This is a genomic window from Lysobacter enzymogenes, assembly GCF_023617245.1.
Taxonomy (GTDB): Bacteria; Pseudomonadota; Gammaproteobacteria; order Xanthomonadales; family Xanthomonadaceae; genus Lysobacter; species Lysobacter yananisis.
The window spans coordinates 4,374,797-4,390,248 of sequence record NZ_CP067396.1; the positions used below are offsets into that span (position 1 = coordinate 4,374,797).

15 protein-coding genes and 2 pseudogenes are annotated in these 15,452 nt (G+C 70.8%); 9 read left to right on the top strand and 8 right to left on the bottom strand.

The features are described 5' to 3' along the window. Window positions 1-151 precede the first annotated feature (151 nt). Window positions 152-1,324: a hypothetical protein gene (locus JHW41_RS18070; RefSeq protein ID WP_250444198.1), complete on the top strand. Its 1,173-nt coding sequence runs from the start codon at window positions 152-154 to the stop codon at window positions 1,322-1,324. Continuing rightward, on the top strand, window positions 1,317-2,375 hold the full coding sequence (locus JHW41_RS18075; RefSeq protein ID WP_250444199.1) for a DNA methyltransferase: 1,059 nt from the start codon (window positions 1,317-1,319) through the stop codon (window positions 2,373-2,375). The genes JHW41_RS18070 and JHW41_RS18075 overlap by 8 nt, the downstream gene beginning before the upstream one ends. A gap of 157 nt (window positions 2,376-2,532) precedes the next feature. Here the strand turns inward: JHW41_RS18075 and JHW41_RS18080 are convergent, their stop codons facing one another. The 4 genes from JHW41_RS18080 to JHW41_RS18095 form a co-directional block, all read right to left on the bottom strand. After that, the gene (locus JHW41_RS18080) at window positions 2,533-3,276 is read right to left on the bottom strand and encodes a glycoside hydrolase family 75 protein (protein ID WP_250444201.1); all 744 of its coding nucleotides are present in this window, start codon (window positions 3,274-3,276) and stop codon (window positions 2,533-2,535) included. A gap of 234 nt (window positions 3,277-3,510) precedes the next feature. Next, window positions 3,511-4,128 (bottom strand): GNAT family N-acetyltransferase, encoded by a 618-nt coding sequence (locus JHW41_RS18085; protein WP_057946731.1) that lies wholly within the window; start codon window positions 4,126-4,128, stop codon window positions 3,511-3,513. Next, window positions 4,125-4,667 carry a GNAT family N-acetyltransferase gene (locus tag JHW41_RS18090; RefSeq protein ID WP_250444203.1) on the bottom strand — a complete coding sequence of 181 codons (543 nt, stop codon included), beginning with the start codon at window positions 4,665-4,667 and terminating at the stop codon, window positions 4,125-4,127. Before JHW41_RS18090 ends, JHW41_RS18085 begins: the two co-directional genes overlap by 4 nt. 329 nt (window positions 4,668-4,996) lie before the next feature. Further along, a complete protein-coding gene (locus JHW41_RS18095) occupies window positions 4,997-6,013 on the bottom strand; it encodes a zinc-dependent alcohol dehydrogenase family protein (RefSeq protein WP_250444205.1) in 1,017 nt (338 codons plus the stop codon). A gap of 136 nt (window positions 6,014-6,149) precedes the next feature. Here JHW41_RS18095 and JHW41_RS18100 point away from each other — a divergent pair, with 136 nt between their 5' ends. After that, the gene (locus JHW41_RS18100) at window positions 6,150-7,091 is read left to right on the top strand and encodes a LysR family transcriptional regulator (RefSeq protein WP_250444206.1); all 942 of its coding nucleotides are present in this window, start codon (window positions 6,150-6,152) and stop codon (window positions 7,089-7,091) included. A gap of 300 nt (window positions 7,092-7,391) precedes the next feature. Here JHW41_RS18100 and JHW41_RS18105 read toward each other — a convergent pair whose 3' ends face one another. Beyond that, window positions 7,392-8,552 carry an AAA family ATPase gene (locus tag JHW41_RS18105; protein ID WP_078998269.1) on the bottom strand — a complete coding sequence of 387 codons (1,161 nt, stop codon included), beginning with the start codon at window positions 8,550-8,552 and terminating at the stop codon, window positions 7,392-7,394. A gap of 300 nt (window positions 8,553-8,852) precedes the next feature. Here JHW41_RS18105 and JHW41_RS18110 point away from each other — a divergent pair, with 300 nt between their 5' ends. From JHW41_RS18110 to JHW41_RS27325, 5 genes and pseudogenes are all read left to right on the top strand, one after another. Next, the gene (locus tag JHW41_RS18110) at window positions 8,853-9,818 is read left to right on the top strand and encodes a CsgG/HfaB family protein (protein WP_057946726.1); all 966 of its coding nucleotides are present in this window, start codon (window positions 8,853-8,855) and stop codon (window positions 9,816-9,818) included. Window positions 9,819-9,958: 140 nt separating this feature from the next. Beyond that, window positions 9,959-10,309: a VOC family protein gene (locus tag JHW41_RS18115; RefSeq protein ID WP_250444208.1), complete on the top strand. Its 351-nt coding sequence runs from the start codon at window positions 9,959-9,961 to the stop codon at window positions 10,307-10,309. Window positions 10,310-10,390: 81 nt separating this feature from the next. Then, window positions 10,391-10,621, top strand: coding sequence for a hypothetical protein (locus JHW41_RS18120; protein ID WP_250444210.1), 231 nt, complete (start codon window positions 10,391-10,393; stop codon window positions 10,619-10,621). A 16-nt stretch (window positions 10,622-10,637) separates the two neighbouring features. Then, on the top strand, window positions 10,638-11,096 hold the full coding sequence (locus JHW41_RS18125) for a hypothetical protein (RefSeq protein ID WP_250444212.1): 459 nt from the start codon (window positions 10,638-10,640) through the stop codon (window positions 11,094-11,096). 60 nt (window positions 11,097-11,156) lie between these two features. After that, window positions 11,157-11,246 (top strand): annotated as a pseudogene (locus JHW41_RS27325) (DUF6053 domain-containing protein); the annotation flags it as partial. On the opposite strand, the pseudogene JHW41_RS27330 reads toward JHW41_RS27325, so the two are convergent. Together JHW41_RS27330 and JHW41_RS18130 are read right to left on the bottom strand one after the other, a co-directional pair. Beyond that, a pseudogene (locus tag JHW41_RS27330) lies at window positions 11,210-11,302 on the bottom strand (hypothetical protein); the annotation flags it as partial. The pseudogenes JHW41_RS27325 and JHW41_RS27330 overlap by 37 nt on opposite strands. Next, complete coding sequence (locus JHW41_RS18130) at window positions 11,260-12,699, bottom strand: MATE family efflux transporter (protein ID WP_078998264.1); 1,440 nt, start codon at window positions 12,697-12,699, stop codon at window positions 11,260-11,262. The pseudogene JHW41_RS27330 and the gene JHW41_RS18130, both read right to left, overlap by 43 nt. 313 nt (window positions 12,700-13,012) lie before the next feature. Between JHW41_RS18130 and JHW41_RS18135 the strand changes: the two genes are divergently transcribed. Further along, window positions 13,013-13,456: an SRPBCC family protein gene (locus JHW41_RS18135; RefSeq protein ID WP_078998263.1), complete on the top strand. Its 444-nt coding sequence runs from the start codon at window positions 13,013-13,015 to the stop codon at window positions 13,454-13,456. Between the two features lie 317 nt (window positions 13,457-13,773). On the opposite strand, the gene hutU is transcribed toward JHW41_RS18135, so the two are convergent. Next, the gene (hutU, locus tag JHW41_RS18140; protein WP_250444214.1) at window positions 13,774-15,444 is read right to left on the bottom strand and encodes a urocanate hydratase; all 1,671 of its coding nucleotides are present in this window, start codon (window positions 15,442-15,444) and stop codon (window positions 13,774-13,776) included. Window positions 15,445-15,452 lie beyond the last annotated feature (8 nt).

Genomic DNA, 15,452 nt, shown 5'->3' on the forward strand with positions numbered 1-15,452 from the left:
GCGGTCCCTCACCCCAACCCCTCTCCCGCGAGCGGCAGAGGGGCTTGAAAGCAGGGCGCTTTACGACCGCCACGATCAGTCCCCTCGCCCGCCCGCGGGAGAGGGCTAGGGTGAGGGCCGCCGCCCCGCCCAAACTTCCAAGGACGAATCCATGCCAGCCCCTCTCGAAGGGCTAGCGACCGCCGACCCGGGCACGCTCCCGCTCAGCGCGGCCTCTTCCCTGTTCCAACGCCTGCGCGCGAGCACGCCGCAGCTGGCCCGGCGCGCGCCGGGCGAACACGACGCCGCGCGCTGGCGCGAGCACCGCATCGGCGAACGCCGCTACCGCGTCGCCCAGCCGGTCACCTTCACCCCTTACGCCGCGGCGCGGCCGTGTTCGGCGCGCTGCCTGTTCTGTTCGGAAAACCTGCGCCGGCACGACGGCGGCGCGATGGCGCAGACCCTGCGTCCCGGCCCCGATCACTTCGAGCGCCTGAGCGCGGCGCTGGCGCAATTGCGCGGGCTGCCGCTGTCGTGGTCGCTGTCGGGACTGGAGTCCAGCGACGACGAGGACTGGTTCCTGCGCTTGCTGGCGACGCTGAGCGCGGCCGAACGCGACGGGGTGCAGGTCGAGGAGCGCGTGCTCTACAGCAACGGCGCCGGCTTCGCCCGCGGCCGCGGCGAGGAATTGATCGCCGCGCTGCGAACGTTCGGCCTGTCGTGGCTGGAACTGTCGCGGCATCACTACGACGCCGCGCGCAACCAACGCATCATGCGCTTCCGCGACGGCGAACCGATCGCCGACGGCGCCGTATTCGAACGGGTGGCGCGCCAGTTGTCCGCGGCGCTGCCGCTGCGCCAGGTGTGCATCCTGCAACGCGGAGGCATCGACGACGCCGACGGCGTGCGCGCCTACCTCGACTGGGCGCGCGCCTGCGGCGCCGGCACGGTGATCTTCCGCGAGTTCTCGCGCTTGGACCCGGGCTATCGCGACAACGCCAGCCGCCGCTATATCGACGCCGAACGCGTGCCGATCGATGAGGTGCTGGCCGCGTGCATGGACGCGCCGTGGTGGCCGCAACTGACGCCGCTGCGCATCACCGAAGGCTATTACTTCTGGAACCTGCGCCTGCGCGAGCAGGACAGCGGCATGGAGGTGGTGTTCGAATCCTCCGACTACGCCGCCATGCACCGCCGCCACGCCTCCGGCGACATCTACAAGCTGGTGTTCCACGGCAATGGCCGTCTCTGCGCCGGCTGGCAGCCCGATCGCGACGTGCTGTGGCCCACCGTCGCCGAGCCCGCTGCGCTCGCGCCCGCCGCAAGCGAGCCCGCCGATGGATAGCCGCAGCTGGCTGCTGCTGGAGCCCGACCCGCCGCAGCTGCGGCTGCCCGACGACCTGCGCGCGCGCGATCCGTTCGGCGGCCGCGACTGCGGCTGGGTCGCGCAGATGCGCCCGTTCGTGCGCCACTACGCCGCGCCGGGCGCGCGCGTGTTCGATCCGTTCTGCGGCTTCGCCACCACCTTGCTCGCCGCCGCGCTCGAAGGCCGCCGCGGCTGCGGACTGGAGATCGACCCGGCGCGCGCGCAACTGGCGCGCGAACGGCTGCAACGCCACGGCATCGACGCGCCGGTCGCCGTCGGCAGCCTGCCGGATGCGCCGGCGCCGCTGCCGTTCGACCTATGCCTGACCAACGTGCCCTACTTCGGCTGCCGCTGGCCCGACCCCGCCGGCGCGCCCGGCGCGGACGCCGGCCAGCTCTATCTGGAACGCGACTACGAAGCCTACCTGCGGCGCCTGCGCGACATCTTCCACGCCGTGCGCGCGGCCCTGCCCGACGGCGGCTACTGCATCGCCATGGCCGAAAACCTGACTCTCGGCGAGCGCACGCTGCCGCTGGCCTGGGACCTGGCGCGGATTCTCGGCGCGCTGTTCGTGACGCGCGAAGAGCGCCTGCTGTGCTACGCGCGCGATCCGCGCGCGCTGGCGCCCGGCGACGCGTCCACCGACCGCAGCCACGAATACGCGCTGGTGTTCCAGAAACAGCGCGAGCGCATCTGCCTGGACAGCACCGGCGACGAACTGCAGGCGTTGCGCGAAGCCGGATTCGCGTTCGAGCTGCACGGCAGCTACCCGCGCTGGCTGGCCGACCCCGACGCGCGCGCGCCGGCCGACGCCGACCTGCTGCTAGCCGACGATCAGGCCGAGTTCGACCGCCTGCTGTGGTGGCTGCACGAGCGCCGCTACGAACTGACGCTGTGGGGCGAACCCGTGCACCCGCCGCTGCGCCTGCCGCGCCTGCGCGAACACTGGTACCTGCGCGCGCAACGCCGCGACCGGCTGGGCCGGCTGGTGCGCCTGGACCTGTCGCTGACCGACCAGGCCGCGCGCTGAATCGAAGTGCGACTGCAGGAGCGGCGCAAGCCGCGACCGCGATGCGGCAGGTTCGCCGCACAAGCGGGAAGCGCGACTTCGCCGCCCCCGCCCGCGCGGCGGACGCGGCACGTAGCGACGGCTTGCGCCACACTCACCGCGGAACTTCGCAGCCCGCTTACTCCTCCGGCCGCGACGCCGGCAATCCGGCCAGCGAGTCGGCCAGTTGCGCCAGCCGCGCGACGCCGCCGAGCGGGCGCAGCAGTTGCTCGCAGCGCGAGCGCAACGCCGAGTTGCGCAACGGCCAGGCCGGTTCGCGCCGCGAGCCGGGAAACACCACGCACAGCAGCGTTCCCTGCGGCGCGCCGCGTCCGCTGCGCGCGTGCGCGCGTACCCCGGACAGGTCGCTGGCCATGCGCTCGGACATCTCGCCCAGCGCCCGGCCGCGGCCGGCATCGCCGATCAGGCCGAAACTGCTGCGCGCGGTGGCGCGGTCGTGGACGACGACGAAGTCGCCGACGCCGCCCGCGCCGGCCTGCGCCAGCCACGTCGCCGGCATGGCCAGGTACGGCACCCGTCCCGCGTCGACATAAGCCTGCGGATTGCTGCGCGGAAAGCGGGCGTCGGCCAGCGCGGTGGTGGAGACGAAGTAACCGGCTTGGGCGCCCTCGGCTTGGCGCAGCGGCCGCTGCGGCTGGTGCGGATCGGGCACCAGCCGCTCGCGCCAAGCGCCGCTCGGCCAGCCGCTGTCGTGCAGGCTGCCGCTGCCGGTGTCGTCGGGGTGGTAGGCGTCGGGCGCGCCCTGGGCGGTGATCGGCGGCCCCGCGCACAGGAACGCATAGGCGCGGTGGCCGCCGGCATCGACGCGGTGCAGCGCCGCGCCGGCGAACTCGGTCCAATACTCGATCAGCACCACGCCCATGTGCGTTCCATCCTTGGCCCGGACGGCGCGAGGGTTCGCGCCCGGCTCCGAATGGCGCGATTGCGACGCGGCGAATGTCAATTCGCCGTGACGCCGTCGAAGCGGCTGCATCGGATGATCAGCGCCGCAACCAGGATGCGCGCAAACCCGCATGCTTCGCATGCCCGTACGCATCAAAAAAGCAGTTTCAATCCGCCGATGCGGAAAAATTTACGTATTCAGATGGCCGGATTGTCACAACATCCGGTACCAGAACAGCGCCGTCTCATGCGCGATGTCCGGCTCGTTGGCGTAGTGGTAGCGGTCGCATCCGCCGAGCACGAAACCGTGGCGCAGGTACATGCGGCACGCGATGACGTTGGTGTCCTGGGTTTCCAGCATGATCCCCGGATAGCCGTGCGTGCGCGCCCAATCCAGCGCCGCATGCATCAAGGCCGTGCCGGCCCCGCGGCGGCGCGCGTTGCGGTCGATGGCGATGTCGTCGATATAGGCGAAGCCGTTCCAGGTGCGCGACATCATCATCCGCCCGGCCACGCGCCCGTCGAGGCGGACCACGAACGCGGCCGCGTCGGTCGCGGTGTTGCCGCGGGCGCGCTGCAGATAATCGCGCAAGCCCTCGGCATCGGCGTCGTCGCCGTAGTTCTTGCGGTACGGCTCTTCGAGCCGCTCGGTTTCGAACGAATCCAGGTCGCACCACAACGCGCCGTCGCGCAGTTGCAGCAGCAGGCGCTGGAAGGCGATGAAACTGCCGTCGAAGGCCACCGCGGCGTCCACGTCCTGCTCGCGCAAGGCGTGGACCGTGGGGCCGCGCGCCTCATCCTGCGCATCGCTGTCCTGCTCGCCGGCACTCATGCCGCCAACTCCAGCGCCAGGATCGCGTCGTGGTAGGTGTTACCGCCGACCTGGAATTCGCGCTCGCCGATCTGCGCATAGCCGCAGCGCGCATAGAACGCCAGCGCGCGTTCGTTGCCGGCGTACACGCCCAGCAGCAGCCGGCCGGCGCCGCGCGCGCGCGCTTCGTCGATGGCGTGCTGCATCAAGCGGCGGCCGGTGCCGCCGCCGTGGAAGCGCGAGAGCAGGTAGATGCGCTTGAGTTCGAGGTCGTCCGCGCGCAGGTCGGCCAGCGGCAGGTTCGGCGCCGTCAGCATCGCGAAGCCGACCGGCGCGGCGCCGAGCGCGCTCTCGGCCAGCCACAGCGCCGTCGCCGGATCAGCCAGGGCCTGCGCGTACAGTTCGGCGGCGTGCTGCTTGCGGCAGTGGGCGACGATGTCGGCGCCGTCGAGGATGCCGGCGAAGGTGTCGAGAAAGGTCGCCGCGCCGGCCAGGGCGAGCGCATCGGCGTCGCCGGCATGGGCGCGGCGGATCGAGGGAACGGCGGCGGGATCGGTCATGGCGGCGAGTCGCAGGGCCCGGAGGCGATGCGGCCAAGATCGCATGCGCGGGCGTCGGTGCGGTATCCGCGGATGGTCGCGGACGGCGACGCGACCGCGACGGCGCGCTTGCGAAACCCCGGCTCCCGTTCCGGCACGTGCCGGGATGCGGGCGGACGGAAGTTTCGCGGCGGCCGCGTTGACGCGGTCGCGGCTCGCGCCGCTCCTACAGGGCGAGTCCGCGTTGACGCGAGGTCCGATTGTAGGAGCGGCGCGAGCCGCGACCTCGACGCCGCAGCGACGACGCGAGCCGTTCCCGGCCCGCGCCGCCTGCGCCGACCGGCGCCGCCTCAGCCGCCGACCCGGATCACGACCTTGCCGAAGTGCGAGCCGCTTTCGAGGTAGCGATACGCCTCGCCCGCCTGTTCGAACGCGAACGCGCGGTCCACCACCGGCGCGATCCGGTTGACGCCGACGAAGCGCGCCAGATCCTCGCCCATGCCGCGGCTGCCGACGTAGATGCCGGACAGGCGCTTGGCGCCCATGATCAGCGCGAACGGGTCGAACTCGCCGGCGAAGCCGCTGACCCCGCCGATGATCGCGACGGTGCCGTTCATCGCCGCCGCGCGCAGCGAGCGCGCCAGGGTGCCGGCGCCGCCGACTTCCAGCACAGCATCGACGCCGTTGCCGGCGGTCAGCCGCAGCACTTCGTCCTGCCATTCCGGGTGGCTGCGGTAGTTGATGGTCTCGTCGGCGCCGAGCGCGCGGGCGCGTTCGAGCTTGGCGTCGCTGGAGGAAGTGACGATCGCGCGCAGCCCCGCCGCCTTGGCCAGTTGCAGGCCCCAGATCGAGACGCCGCCGGTGCCCAGCAGCAGCACGCTCTGGCCCGGGCGCAGGCCGGCTTCGACGAACAGCGCGTTCCAGGCGGTGACGCCGGCGCAGGTCAGGGTCGCGGCCTGGGCGTCGTCCAGGTGCGCGGGCACGGCGAATACCGACTCCTGCGACACCACGATCTGTTCGGCCAGCACGCCGTCGGCGTCGGCGCCGAACGGCTCGCGGGTGGCGTGGGCGCTGGCGGCGCCGGCGTGCCAGTGCGGGAAGAAGCTGGTGGCGACGCGGTCGCCGAGCGCCCAGCGGGACGCGCCGGGGCCGAGCTCGATCACTTCGGCGACGGCGTCGGACGCCGGGATCACCGCGCGGTCGCCGCCGGCGGGATAACGGCCGTCGGCGACCATCAGGTCGCGGAAGTTCAGCGACACCGCGCGCACGCGCAGGCGCACCTGGCCGGCGCCGAGCGGCGCGGGCGCTTCCTCGGCCAGGGCGAGCGAGTCGATGCCGCGGCCGGCGCGGATGCGGTAAGCCTTCATGGGGGACACTCCTGGAACAGTGGGGACGGGGGGCCGGGGACGATGCCGCGGCCCAGGAGCGCTACGATAGCGTCGCCGCGTGCGCTCTAGTGGCTAGATTTCTTCCACTCTCCGTAGCCCGACAGGAACCAATCCCATGGCCGTCAACGATCGCCTGCTCGGCATCGTCGCCTTCGTCCAGTCCGCCGAGGCCGGCAGCTTCGCGGTCGCCGCCGACCGCCTGGGGGTGACCCGCTCGGCCATCGGCAAGCGCATCGCCCGGCTCGAGCAACAGCTCGGCGTGCGCCTGTTCCACCGCAGCACCCGCCGCCAGAGCCTGAGCGAGGACGGCCAGGCCTACTACGAGCGCTGCGTGAAGGCGCTGGCCGAACTCGACGCCGCCGAGGCCGCGCTCGACAGCGGCCGGCGCGAACCCAGCGGACGGCTGCGGATCAGCGCGCCGGTGATGTTCGGCCGCCACTGCGTGGCGCCGGTGGTGCTGGAACTATCGCGGCGCCATCCCAAGCTGGAGATCGACCTGTCGTTCAACGACCGCATGGTCGACCTGGTCGAGGAAGGCTACGACCTGGGCATCCGCGTCGGCCGCCTGCGCGACAGCGCGACCCTCGCCGCGCGCCTGTTGACCCAGGAGCACCTGGGCATCTGCGCCGCGCCGGCGTATTTGGCCAAGCGCGGGCTGCCGCGCGAGATCGACGAGTTCGCCGGCCACGACGCGGTGATCTACGGCCGCCACGGCCAGCTCGTGCCCTGGCGCCTGCGCGACGGCGACGGCGAAGTGCGCGAGCCGCAGGTCAACGCGCGCCTGCGTTTCGACGACCTGCAGGCGATCGCCGACGCGGCCATCGCCGGCGCCGGCCTGGCCCAGCTACCGTGCTGGCTGCTGAGCCGCTACCTGCGCAGCGGCGAACTGCAGATGGTGATGCACGCCGACCGCGTGGTCGGCAGCCGGATCAGCGCGGTGTGGCCGCACACCCATTACCTGCCGCTGCGCACGCGCGCGGCGATCGACCTGTTGGTGGAACGGATACCGGGGATGGTCGGAACGGGCTTCGGCAAGCCGCTGGCGGCGGTGGCGTGAAGCGGGCGGTTGCCGTTGCCTTGCTGCAGGTTGCGTCGCAAGCGCAGTGTCGCGGTCGCAGCTCGCGCAGCTCCTACAGTCGGACTTCCAACGGCGACGCAGCCTGGGGCTCGCCCTGTAGGAGCGACGCAAGTCGCGACCGCGTTGCAGCAGGTTGCGTCGTAAGCGCGGTGTCGCGGTCGCGGCTTGCGCCGCTCCTACAGTCGGACTTCCAGCGACGACGCGGCCTGGGACTCGCCCTGTAGGAGCGACGCAAGTCGCGACCGCGCCGCCGCAACGACGACGAACCCCACGCCCGCCTCACCGCTCCGGCCAATACCACGCCGGCGCATCGAGCAGGCCCTGCCCTTCCACCTCGGTCTGACCGAACGGTTTGTGCAGGCGGATCGCGTTGCAGCCGTCTTCGTCTTCCAGCGCCGCGACCAGCCGGGTCGCGTGCGAGACCACCCACACCTGGCTGCGCCGGGACGCGCGCGCGATCAACCGGCCCAGCGCCGGCAGCAGGTCCGGGTGCAGGCTGGTCTCGGGTTCGTTGAGCACCATCAGCGGCGGCGGCCGCGGGGTGTGCAGGGCGGCGATCCACAGCAGGTAGCGCAAGGTGCCGTCGGACAGTTCCGCCGCCGACAGCGGCCGCAGCAGGCCGGGCTGTTCGAGTTCGAGCACGAAGCGCCCGCCCTCGCCGGCCACGCGCACGCGCGCGCCGGGGAAGGCGTCGTCGACCGCCTCGGCCAGCGCGCGCGCATCGCCGATCTCGACGATGGTCTGCCACGCCGCGGCGAGGTCGCGGCCGTCGTGGCTGAGCACCGGGGTCATCGTGCCCAGTTGCGGCTGCCGCGCCGGCGCCTGCGCGTCGCTGCGGAAGTGGTCGTAGAAGCGCCAGCCGCGGATGGTCTCGCGCAGGGTCAGCACCTCCGGTGCCGCGCGCGGGTCGGACAGCTGGGCGAACAGGCTCTCGAACGGGCTCAGGTGCTCGGCCGCTACGCGCCAGCCGCGGCCCTCGCGCACCCGCGCCAGGCCGCCGCGGCGGTCGACCAACAGGTTGGAACTGCGCAGGAACGGGCCGCTCCAGATCGCCTCGCGCTTGATCTGCGGGTCCATGCCGAACAAGGTCCGCGACGGGATCGGCAGGCCCAGGTCGATGGCGTAGCCGTAGTCCTCGCCGGCGAAGCCCAGCCGCAGCGCCACCGGCGCCTGGCGCTGGGTGCCCTGGACCGGCACCTCGCCGCGCTTCATCCGCGCCGAGACCGTCTCCGGCCCGGCCCACAGCGCCGACGGCAGCCCGCCCTCGCGCGCCAGCGCCGGCACCACCCCGCCCTGCGCGGTTTCCGCCAGCAGGCGCAGCGCGCGGTAGAGGTTGGACTTGCCGCAGCCGTTGGCGCCGGTGACCACGTTGAGCCGGCCCAGGCCCAGTTCGAGCTTGTGCAGCGAGCGGTAGTGGGCGATCGCCAGGGTCTGCAGCACTTGAAACGCTCCTTGCGCAAAAAACGTAGACGAGGATGCCGCTCCGGCGTCGCAGCGGGTGCGGCGCCCGCGCGCAGTATCGGACGAGCGTCCTTTTTAAGCACTGGATCACGTTACTATGGCGACGAGAGTCGTCGTGCAGGCCGGGATCGCCCGGCCTGCCTGCGCCCGGGGACCCCCTGCCGACCTCCCGCTGCCCCCTGCAGCGTGGCCGGGGGAACGGCGCCCGCACTCCGTCAGTCGCCGCGCCCGCAACGGTCGCGGCGGGTCAAACAGGATGCAGTTTTAAGGAACGAAACGATGAAGACCGCTAATCGGGGAATCCAGGCCATGGCCTGCGTGGTGGGCCTGGGCGTGGCGCTGGCCGCCGCGCCGGGCTGGGCCCAGCGCAAGAGCGCGCAGGACCAGCGCGCCGAGAAGATGAACGAGATTCCGACCTGCTCGAAGAACCTCGGCGCGATCTCGGTGATCGAGCCGGAAGACGCGACCAACTGGTGGACCGGCCAGCAACTGCCTGCGCCGAGCAAGCTGATCAAGGTGTTCGTGCAGAAGTCGCGCTGCTTCACCCTCGTCGACCGCGGCGCCGGCATGGACGTGGCGATGCGCGAACGCGACCTCGCCGCCAGCGGCCAGCTGCGCAACAAGTCCAACGTCGGCAAGGGCCAGATCCGCGCCGCCGACTACGTGCTGGTGCCGGACCTGATCTCGAAGAACTCCAACGCCGGCGGCAACGCCGTGGGCGGCCTGCTCGGCGGCCTGATCGGCGGCCGCGCCGGCGCGGTGGCCGGCAACCTCAACTTCAACAAGCGGACCGCCGACGTGGTGCTGACCGTCACCGACGTGCGCTCCTCCGAGCAGGTCGCGATGGCCGAGGGCAGCGCCAAGAAGACCGACATCGGCTTCGGCGCCAGCGGCGCGCTGTTCGGCAGCAGCGGCCTCGGCGGCGCCGGCGTGTCGGGCTACGCCAACACCGAGATCGGCCAGGTCATCACCATGGCCTACCTGCAGGCCTACACCAACCTGGTCGCCGAGCTCGGCGGCCTGTCCGGCAACCCGTCGGCGTCGAACGCGCAGCAGGCGGTGACCGTGGTCAAGTCCGCGCGCCTGTTCGCCAACGCCAACGGCAGCGGCAAGGTGGTGCGTCCGCTCGACCCGGGCATGATGCTCTACCCCACCGGCAACAAGCAGGGCGCGATGTGGGAAGTCGAGGACGAGCTCGGCAACAAGGGCTGGGTGACCTCGCTGGCGCTGGAACTGTCGAAGTAAGCGCCGCGGACATCGCTGCGCGCGCGAAGGCCGCCGGGCGACCGGCGGCCTTTTTCGTAGGCGCGGCGTTAGCGCGCGCACAAGACAGGCCGCGGTCGATTGATCTACAAAGACGCTCCCGTCCGACCGCGAAGACCGCCATGTCCGCCACCGATCGCAACCTGCGCCTGGATTACCTCGAATTCAACGTCGCCGACATCGCCGCCTCCAAGGCCTTCTACGGCGCCGCGTTCGGCTGGCGCTTCACCGACTACGGCCCGGACTACTGCGAATTCGACGACGGCCGCATGAAGGGCGGCTTCAGCACCCACGCCGCGCCGCGTCCCGGCGGCGCGCTGGTGGTGATCTACGCCGACGACCTCGCCGACGCGCGGCGCCGGGTCGAGGCGGCCGGCGGCGCGATCGTCGCCGAGCACGAGTTTCCCGGCGGCCGCCGCTTCCACTTCCTCGATCCGGACGGCTACGAACTGGCGGTGTGGACCCAGGACTGACGCCGCGTCCGCGACGGCGCGCCCGCACTGGCCGCCGTCGCGCCGCAGCGTCTATGCTGCGGCGCAAACGGAGGAACGCGCATGGCCTTGGACGCATTGGCCGAAGTCGCCGGCGCCGCGCTGCGGTTGTGCGGACGCATGCTGTTCGAAATCGTGGTGGAGTGGTTGATCTACGGCACCGGCCGGCTGCTGCTGTGGCCGTTCTACCGGCGCAAACCGCCCGGCGACACGGCCTGCCTGTGCGCGGGCGTGGGATTCTGGCTGTTGGCGCTGTTCCTTGTCGCATCGAGCCGGACCGGCCTGAGCGCCTGAACCTTCGGAGCCCCGCATGGCCTACGAACCGATCCACATGACCTGGGACTACTGGGACGGCCCGCGCACCGGCATCGCCGATTGCGAGGGACGCCCGCATTACTTCTCCTGCCTGTTCGATCCGCAGCAGGAGGAATACCGCGACTTGTTCGCGGTCACCCCGATCGATGCCGAAACTTGGGATTGGGCGCAGCAGCACTGGGCGATCTGGCAGCGCTGGGAAGCCGAGGTCAACGCCGGCCGGCTGACGCCGGAGAGCCATCCCAAGTACGGCCACTTCGATCCGCGCTATACCGAACTGGAAGCGCTGATCGACGCCGGCATCGACCGCCTGCGCGGCCAGACGGCGCGCAGGCGCGGCGCGCTGCGGCGGCGCGCGGTCGAGGGCGAACTGTTTCCGGGACAGTGGAACCGCTACGAGATCGAATGGTCGGCGCCGCTGGCGGACGACGGGCCCGACGAGGGCGCGAAGTGAATCGTCGCGGCGATGCCGCGACCTGAGCGAAAAGCGTCGGGCCTGAAGGCCCTCCCACCGCTGCCGGGCAACCGCTGGGTGGGAGGGGCTTCAGCCCCGACGCTTTCGTGTCCGGCCACCGCGACCGCAACGAAAGGCATCGGGACCGAAGCCCCCGGCACGCTCACACCTTGGCCTGCTTCCACTTGCCGCGGGTGAACAGCCACAGCGTGAACGCGCCGACCGAAGTCTCCGACACGAACACGCCCCAGAACACGCCCAGTTCCTTCCAGCCCAGCTGGATCGCCAGCCAGTACGACAGCGGAATCTGGATCAGCCAGAAGAACACTACGTTGATCTTGGTCGGCGTGATCGTGTCGCCGGCGCCGTTGAAGGCCTGCACCGTGACCATCCACCAGCCGTAGATGAAGAACGAGTACGACAGGATCCGCAGCCATTCGGCGCCGACCTTGACCACCTCCGGGTCGGCGCTGAAGATCCCGACCAACTGCTGCGGGAAGGCGAAGAACAGCACCGACACCAGCACCAGGTAGCCCATGTTGTACCAGCCGATATGCCACACCGCGGCCTCGGCGCGGTCGGCGTGGCCGGCGCCGAGGTTCTGCCCGACCAGGGTCGCGGCGGCGTTGGACATGCCCCAGGCCGGCATCATAGTGAACATCATCACCCGGATGGCGATGGTCGCGCCGGCCACCGCCTCGCTGCCGATGGTGGCGAGGATGCGCATCAGGAAGATCCATGCGGTCATCGCCACGATCATCTGGCCGACGCCGCCGAGCGAGGTGCGCACGATGTTCCACAGCATCGCGCCGTGCCAGACCAGCTGCGCCGCGGTCACCCGGATGTGCTTGCCGCCGCGGAAGAGCACCCACAGCTGGTACAGCACGCCGCAGCCGCGGCCGATGCAGGTGGCGATGGCGGCGCCCTCGATGCCCCACGCCGGGAACGGCCCCGGGCCGAAGATCAGCAGCGGGCACAGCACGATGTTGAGGCCGTTCGACAGCCACAGCACGCGCATCGAAATCGCCGCGTCGCCGGCGCCGCGGAAGATCGCGTTGATCACGAACAACAGCACGATCACCACGTTGGCGCCGAGCATCCACTGGGTGTAGCGGTAGCCGTGCTCAATGCTCCAGGCGTCGGCGCCCATCAGCCGCAACAGATCCTGGGCATAGAAGATGCCGGCCAGCGCCGGCGGCACCGACACCAACAAGGCGATCAGGATCGCCTGCACCGCGGTCGCCGCGGCCTCCTCGGGCTTGCCCTCGCCGATGCGCCGCGCCACCACCGCGGTGACCGCCATCGCCAATCCCATCGCCACCGCATAGAGCAGGAACAGATAGCTCTCGGTCAGCCCGACCGTGGCCACCGCCGACGGGCCGAGCTTGGAGACGAAGAAGATGTCGACCACGGCGAAGGTCGATTCCAACACCAGCTCCAGCACCATCGGCACGGCCAGCAGGAACACCGCGCGGCGCAACGGGATCTTGGTGTAGTCGGCGTCGGTGCCGCGCACCGCGTCGCGCAGTTCGCGCCACAGCGACTGCGGCGGATGGGCGTCGGCGGCGTGGGGCGGATCGGCCGCCGGGGAATCGTGGGTCATCGCAAGCTCCGTGCTCGGTCGCACCGACGGATGATAGGGCCCCATGCCCGCTCCGCCAGTGACAACAGTACGACGATGCGCGGGCGGCGGGATCGACGCGGCCGCGCGCAACGCGACGCGGCCGCTGGCGCAAGCCGCCCCGGCCGGGCTACAAGGGCGGGGCTACGAACGTCCGTGCCGGACGCTGCGGCCGGCCCGTCCGCAGCGCCAGGACCGCGTCGCGAAAAAATCGCGGCGGCGATGTCGATCCGCGCCGCGGCCGTTCGTCGCATCAGTGAGGACCCCGCCTCGTCCCTTCTTCTGGAGAACCACCATGTCCGGTACCGTGCGCCTGCTCCGCGTCTTCACCTGCCCGCCCGAGCGCGTCTACCGCGCCTTCCTCGACCCCGCCGCGCTGTGCAAGTGGCTGCCGCCGGACGGCTTCACCTGCACCGTGCACGAACTCGACGCGCGCGTCGGCGGCCGCTACCGCATGAGCTTCACCAACTTCAGCACCGGCAACGGCCACAGCTTCGGCGGCACCTACCTGGAACTGGTGCCGAACGAGCGCATCGTCCACGACGACCGCTTCGACGACCCCAACCTGCCCGGGACCATGGTCACCACCATCACCTTCCGCGCGGTCTCCTGCGGCACCGAGGTGGAAGTGGTGCAGGAAGGGATTCCGGAGGTGATTCCGGTCGAACAGTGCTACCTGGGCTGGCAGGAATCGCTGACCCTGCTGGAGCGGTTGGTGGAGCCGACGATTCCGGAGTGATCCGGCTGCGGCCGGCATTCGAAGTCCGACTGTAGGAGCTGCGCGAGCTGCGACCGCGACAACGCGGCTACGACGAAACTCACGCCGCGAGCGGACGCCCCGCGGTCGCGACTCGCGTCGCTCCTACAGGGGGCAACCCACTCGCGCAGGGACCGGAAACAAGAACGGCGGCCCCATGCCGAGGCCGCCGTCCGAAGTCCGACTGTAGGAGCTGCGCAAGCTGCGACCGCGACAACGCGGCTACGACGCAACCAACGCCGCAAGCGGACGCCCCGCGGTCGCGACTCGCGTCGCTCCTACAGGGAGCTACCGACGCCTCACAGCATCGGCAGCTTCAATCCCTGCTCCTTCGCGCACTGCCGCGCGATCTCATAGCCCGCATCGGCATGCCGCATCACGCCGGTGCCCGGGTCGTTCCACAGCACCCGCGCGATGCGCTTGTCGGCTTCCTCGCTGCCGTCGCAGACGATCACCACGCCGGAGTGTTGCGAGTAACCCATGCCGACGCCGCCGCCGTGGTGCAGCGACACCCAGGTCGCGCCGCCGGCGACGTTCAGCATGGCGTTGAGCAACGGCCAGTCGCTGACCGCGTCGCTGCCGTCCTTCATCGCTTCGGTCTCGCGATTCGGCGAGGCCACCGAGCCGCTGTCGAGGTGGTCGCGGCCGATCACCACCGGCGCCTTCAGTTCGCCGTTGCGCACCATCTCGTTGAACGCCAGGCCGAGCTTGTGCCGCAGCCCCAGGCCGACCCAGCAGATGCGCGCCGGCAAGCCCTGGAAGCTGATGCGTTCGCGCGCCATGTCGAGCCAGCGATGCAGGTGCGCGTCGTCGGCGATGATTTCCTTGACCTTGGCGTCGGTCTTGTAGATGTCCTCCGGGTCGCCGCTGAGCGCGACCCAGCGGAACGGGCCGACGCCGCGGCAGAACAGCGGGCGCACGTAGGCCGGCACGAAGCCGGGGAAATCGAACGCGTTCTTGAGGCCTTCGTCGAACGCCATCTGGCGGATGTTGTTGCCGTAATCGACGGTCGGGATGCCCTGTGCGTGGAACGCCAGCATCGCATCGACGTGCACGCGCATCGACTTCTTGGCCGCGTCGCGTACGCCTTCGGGATCGCTCTTTTGCTCGTCCAGCCACCGCTCCACCGTCCAGCCGATCGGCAGATAGCCGTGCACCGGATCGTGCGCGGAGGTCTGGTCGGTCACGCAGTCCGGACGCACGCCACGCTTGACCAGTTCCGGCAGGATCTCGGCGGCGTTGCCGAGCAGCGCGACCGACTTGGCCTCGCCGGCGGCGGTGTACTTGGCGATGCGCGCCAGCGCATCGTCGAGGTCGCTGGCCTGTTCGTCGACGTAACGCGTGCGCAGGCGCATGTCGATGCTGCTCTGCTTGCATTCGATGTTCAGCGAGCAGGCGCCGGCCAGCGACGCGGCCAGCGGCTGCGCGCCGCCCATGCCGCCCAGGCCCGCGGTGAGGATCCACTTGCCTTTCAGATCGCCGTTGTAATGCTGGCGGCCCATCTCGACGAAGGTTTCGTAGGTGCCCTGGACGATGCCCTGCGAGCCGATGTAGATCCAGCTGCCGGCGGTCATCTGGCCGTACATCATCAAGCCCTTCTTATCGAGCTCGTTGAAGTGTTCCCAGGTGGCCCAATGCGGCACCAGGTTGGAATTGGCCAGCAGCACGCGCGGCGCGTCGGGGTGGGTGGGGAACACGCCGACCGGCTTGCCCGACTGGATCAGCAGGGTTTCGTTGTCGTCGAGTTCGCGCAGCGACTTGAGGATCGCGTCGAAGCAGTCCCAGTCGCGCGCGGCGCGGCCGATGCCGCCGTAGACCACCAGTTCGGCCGGGTTCTCGGCCACGTCCGGGTCCAGGTTGTTCTGGATCATCCGGTAGGCGGCTTCGCTGAGCCAGGACTTGCAGGTCTTGTCGCCGCCGCGCGGGGCGCGGACGACGCGGGAGGGATCTTTGCGGTTCGCTGCGGACATGGCGGTTT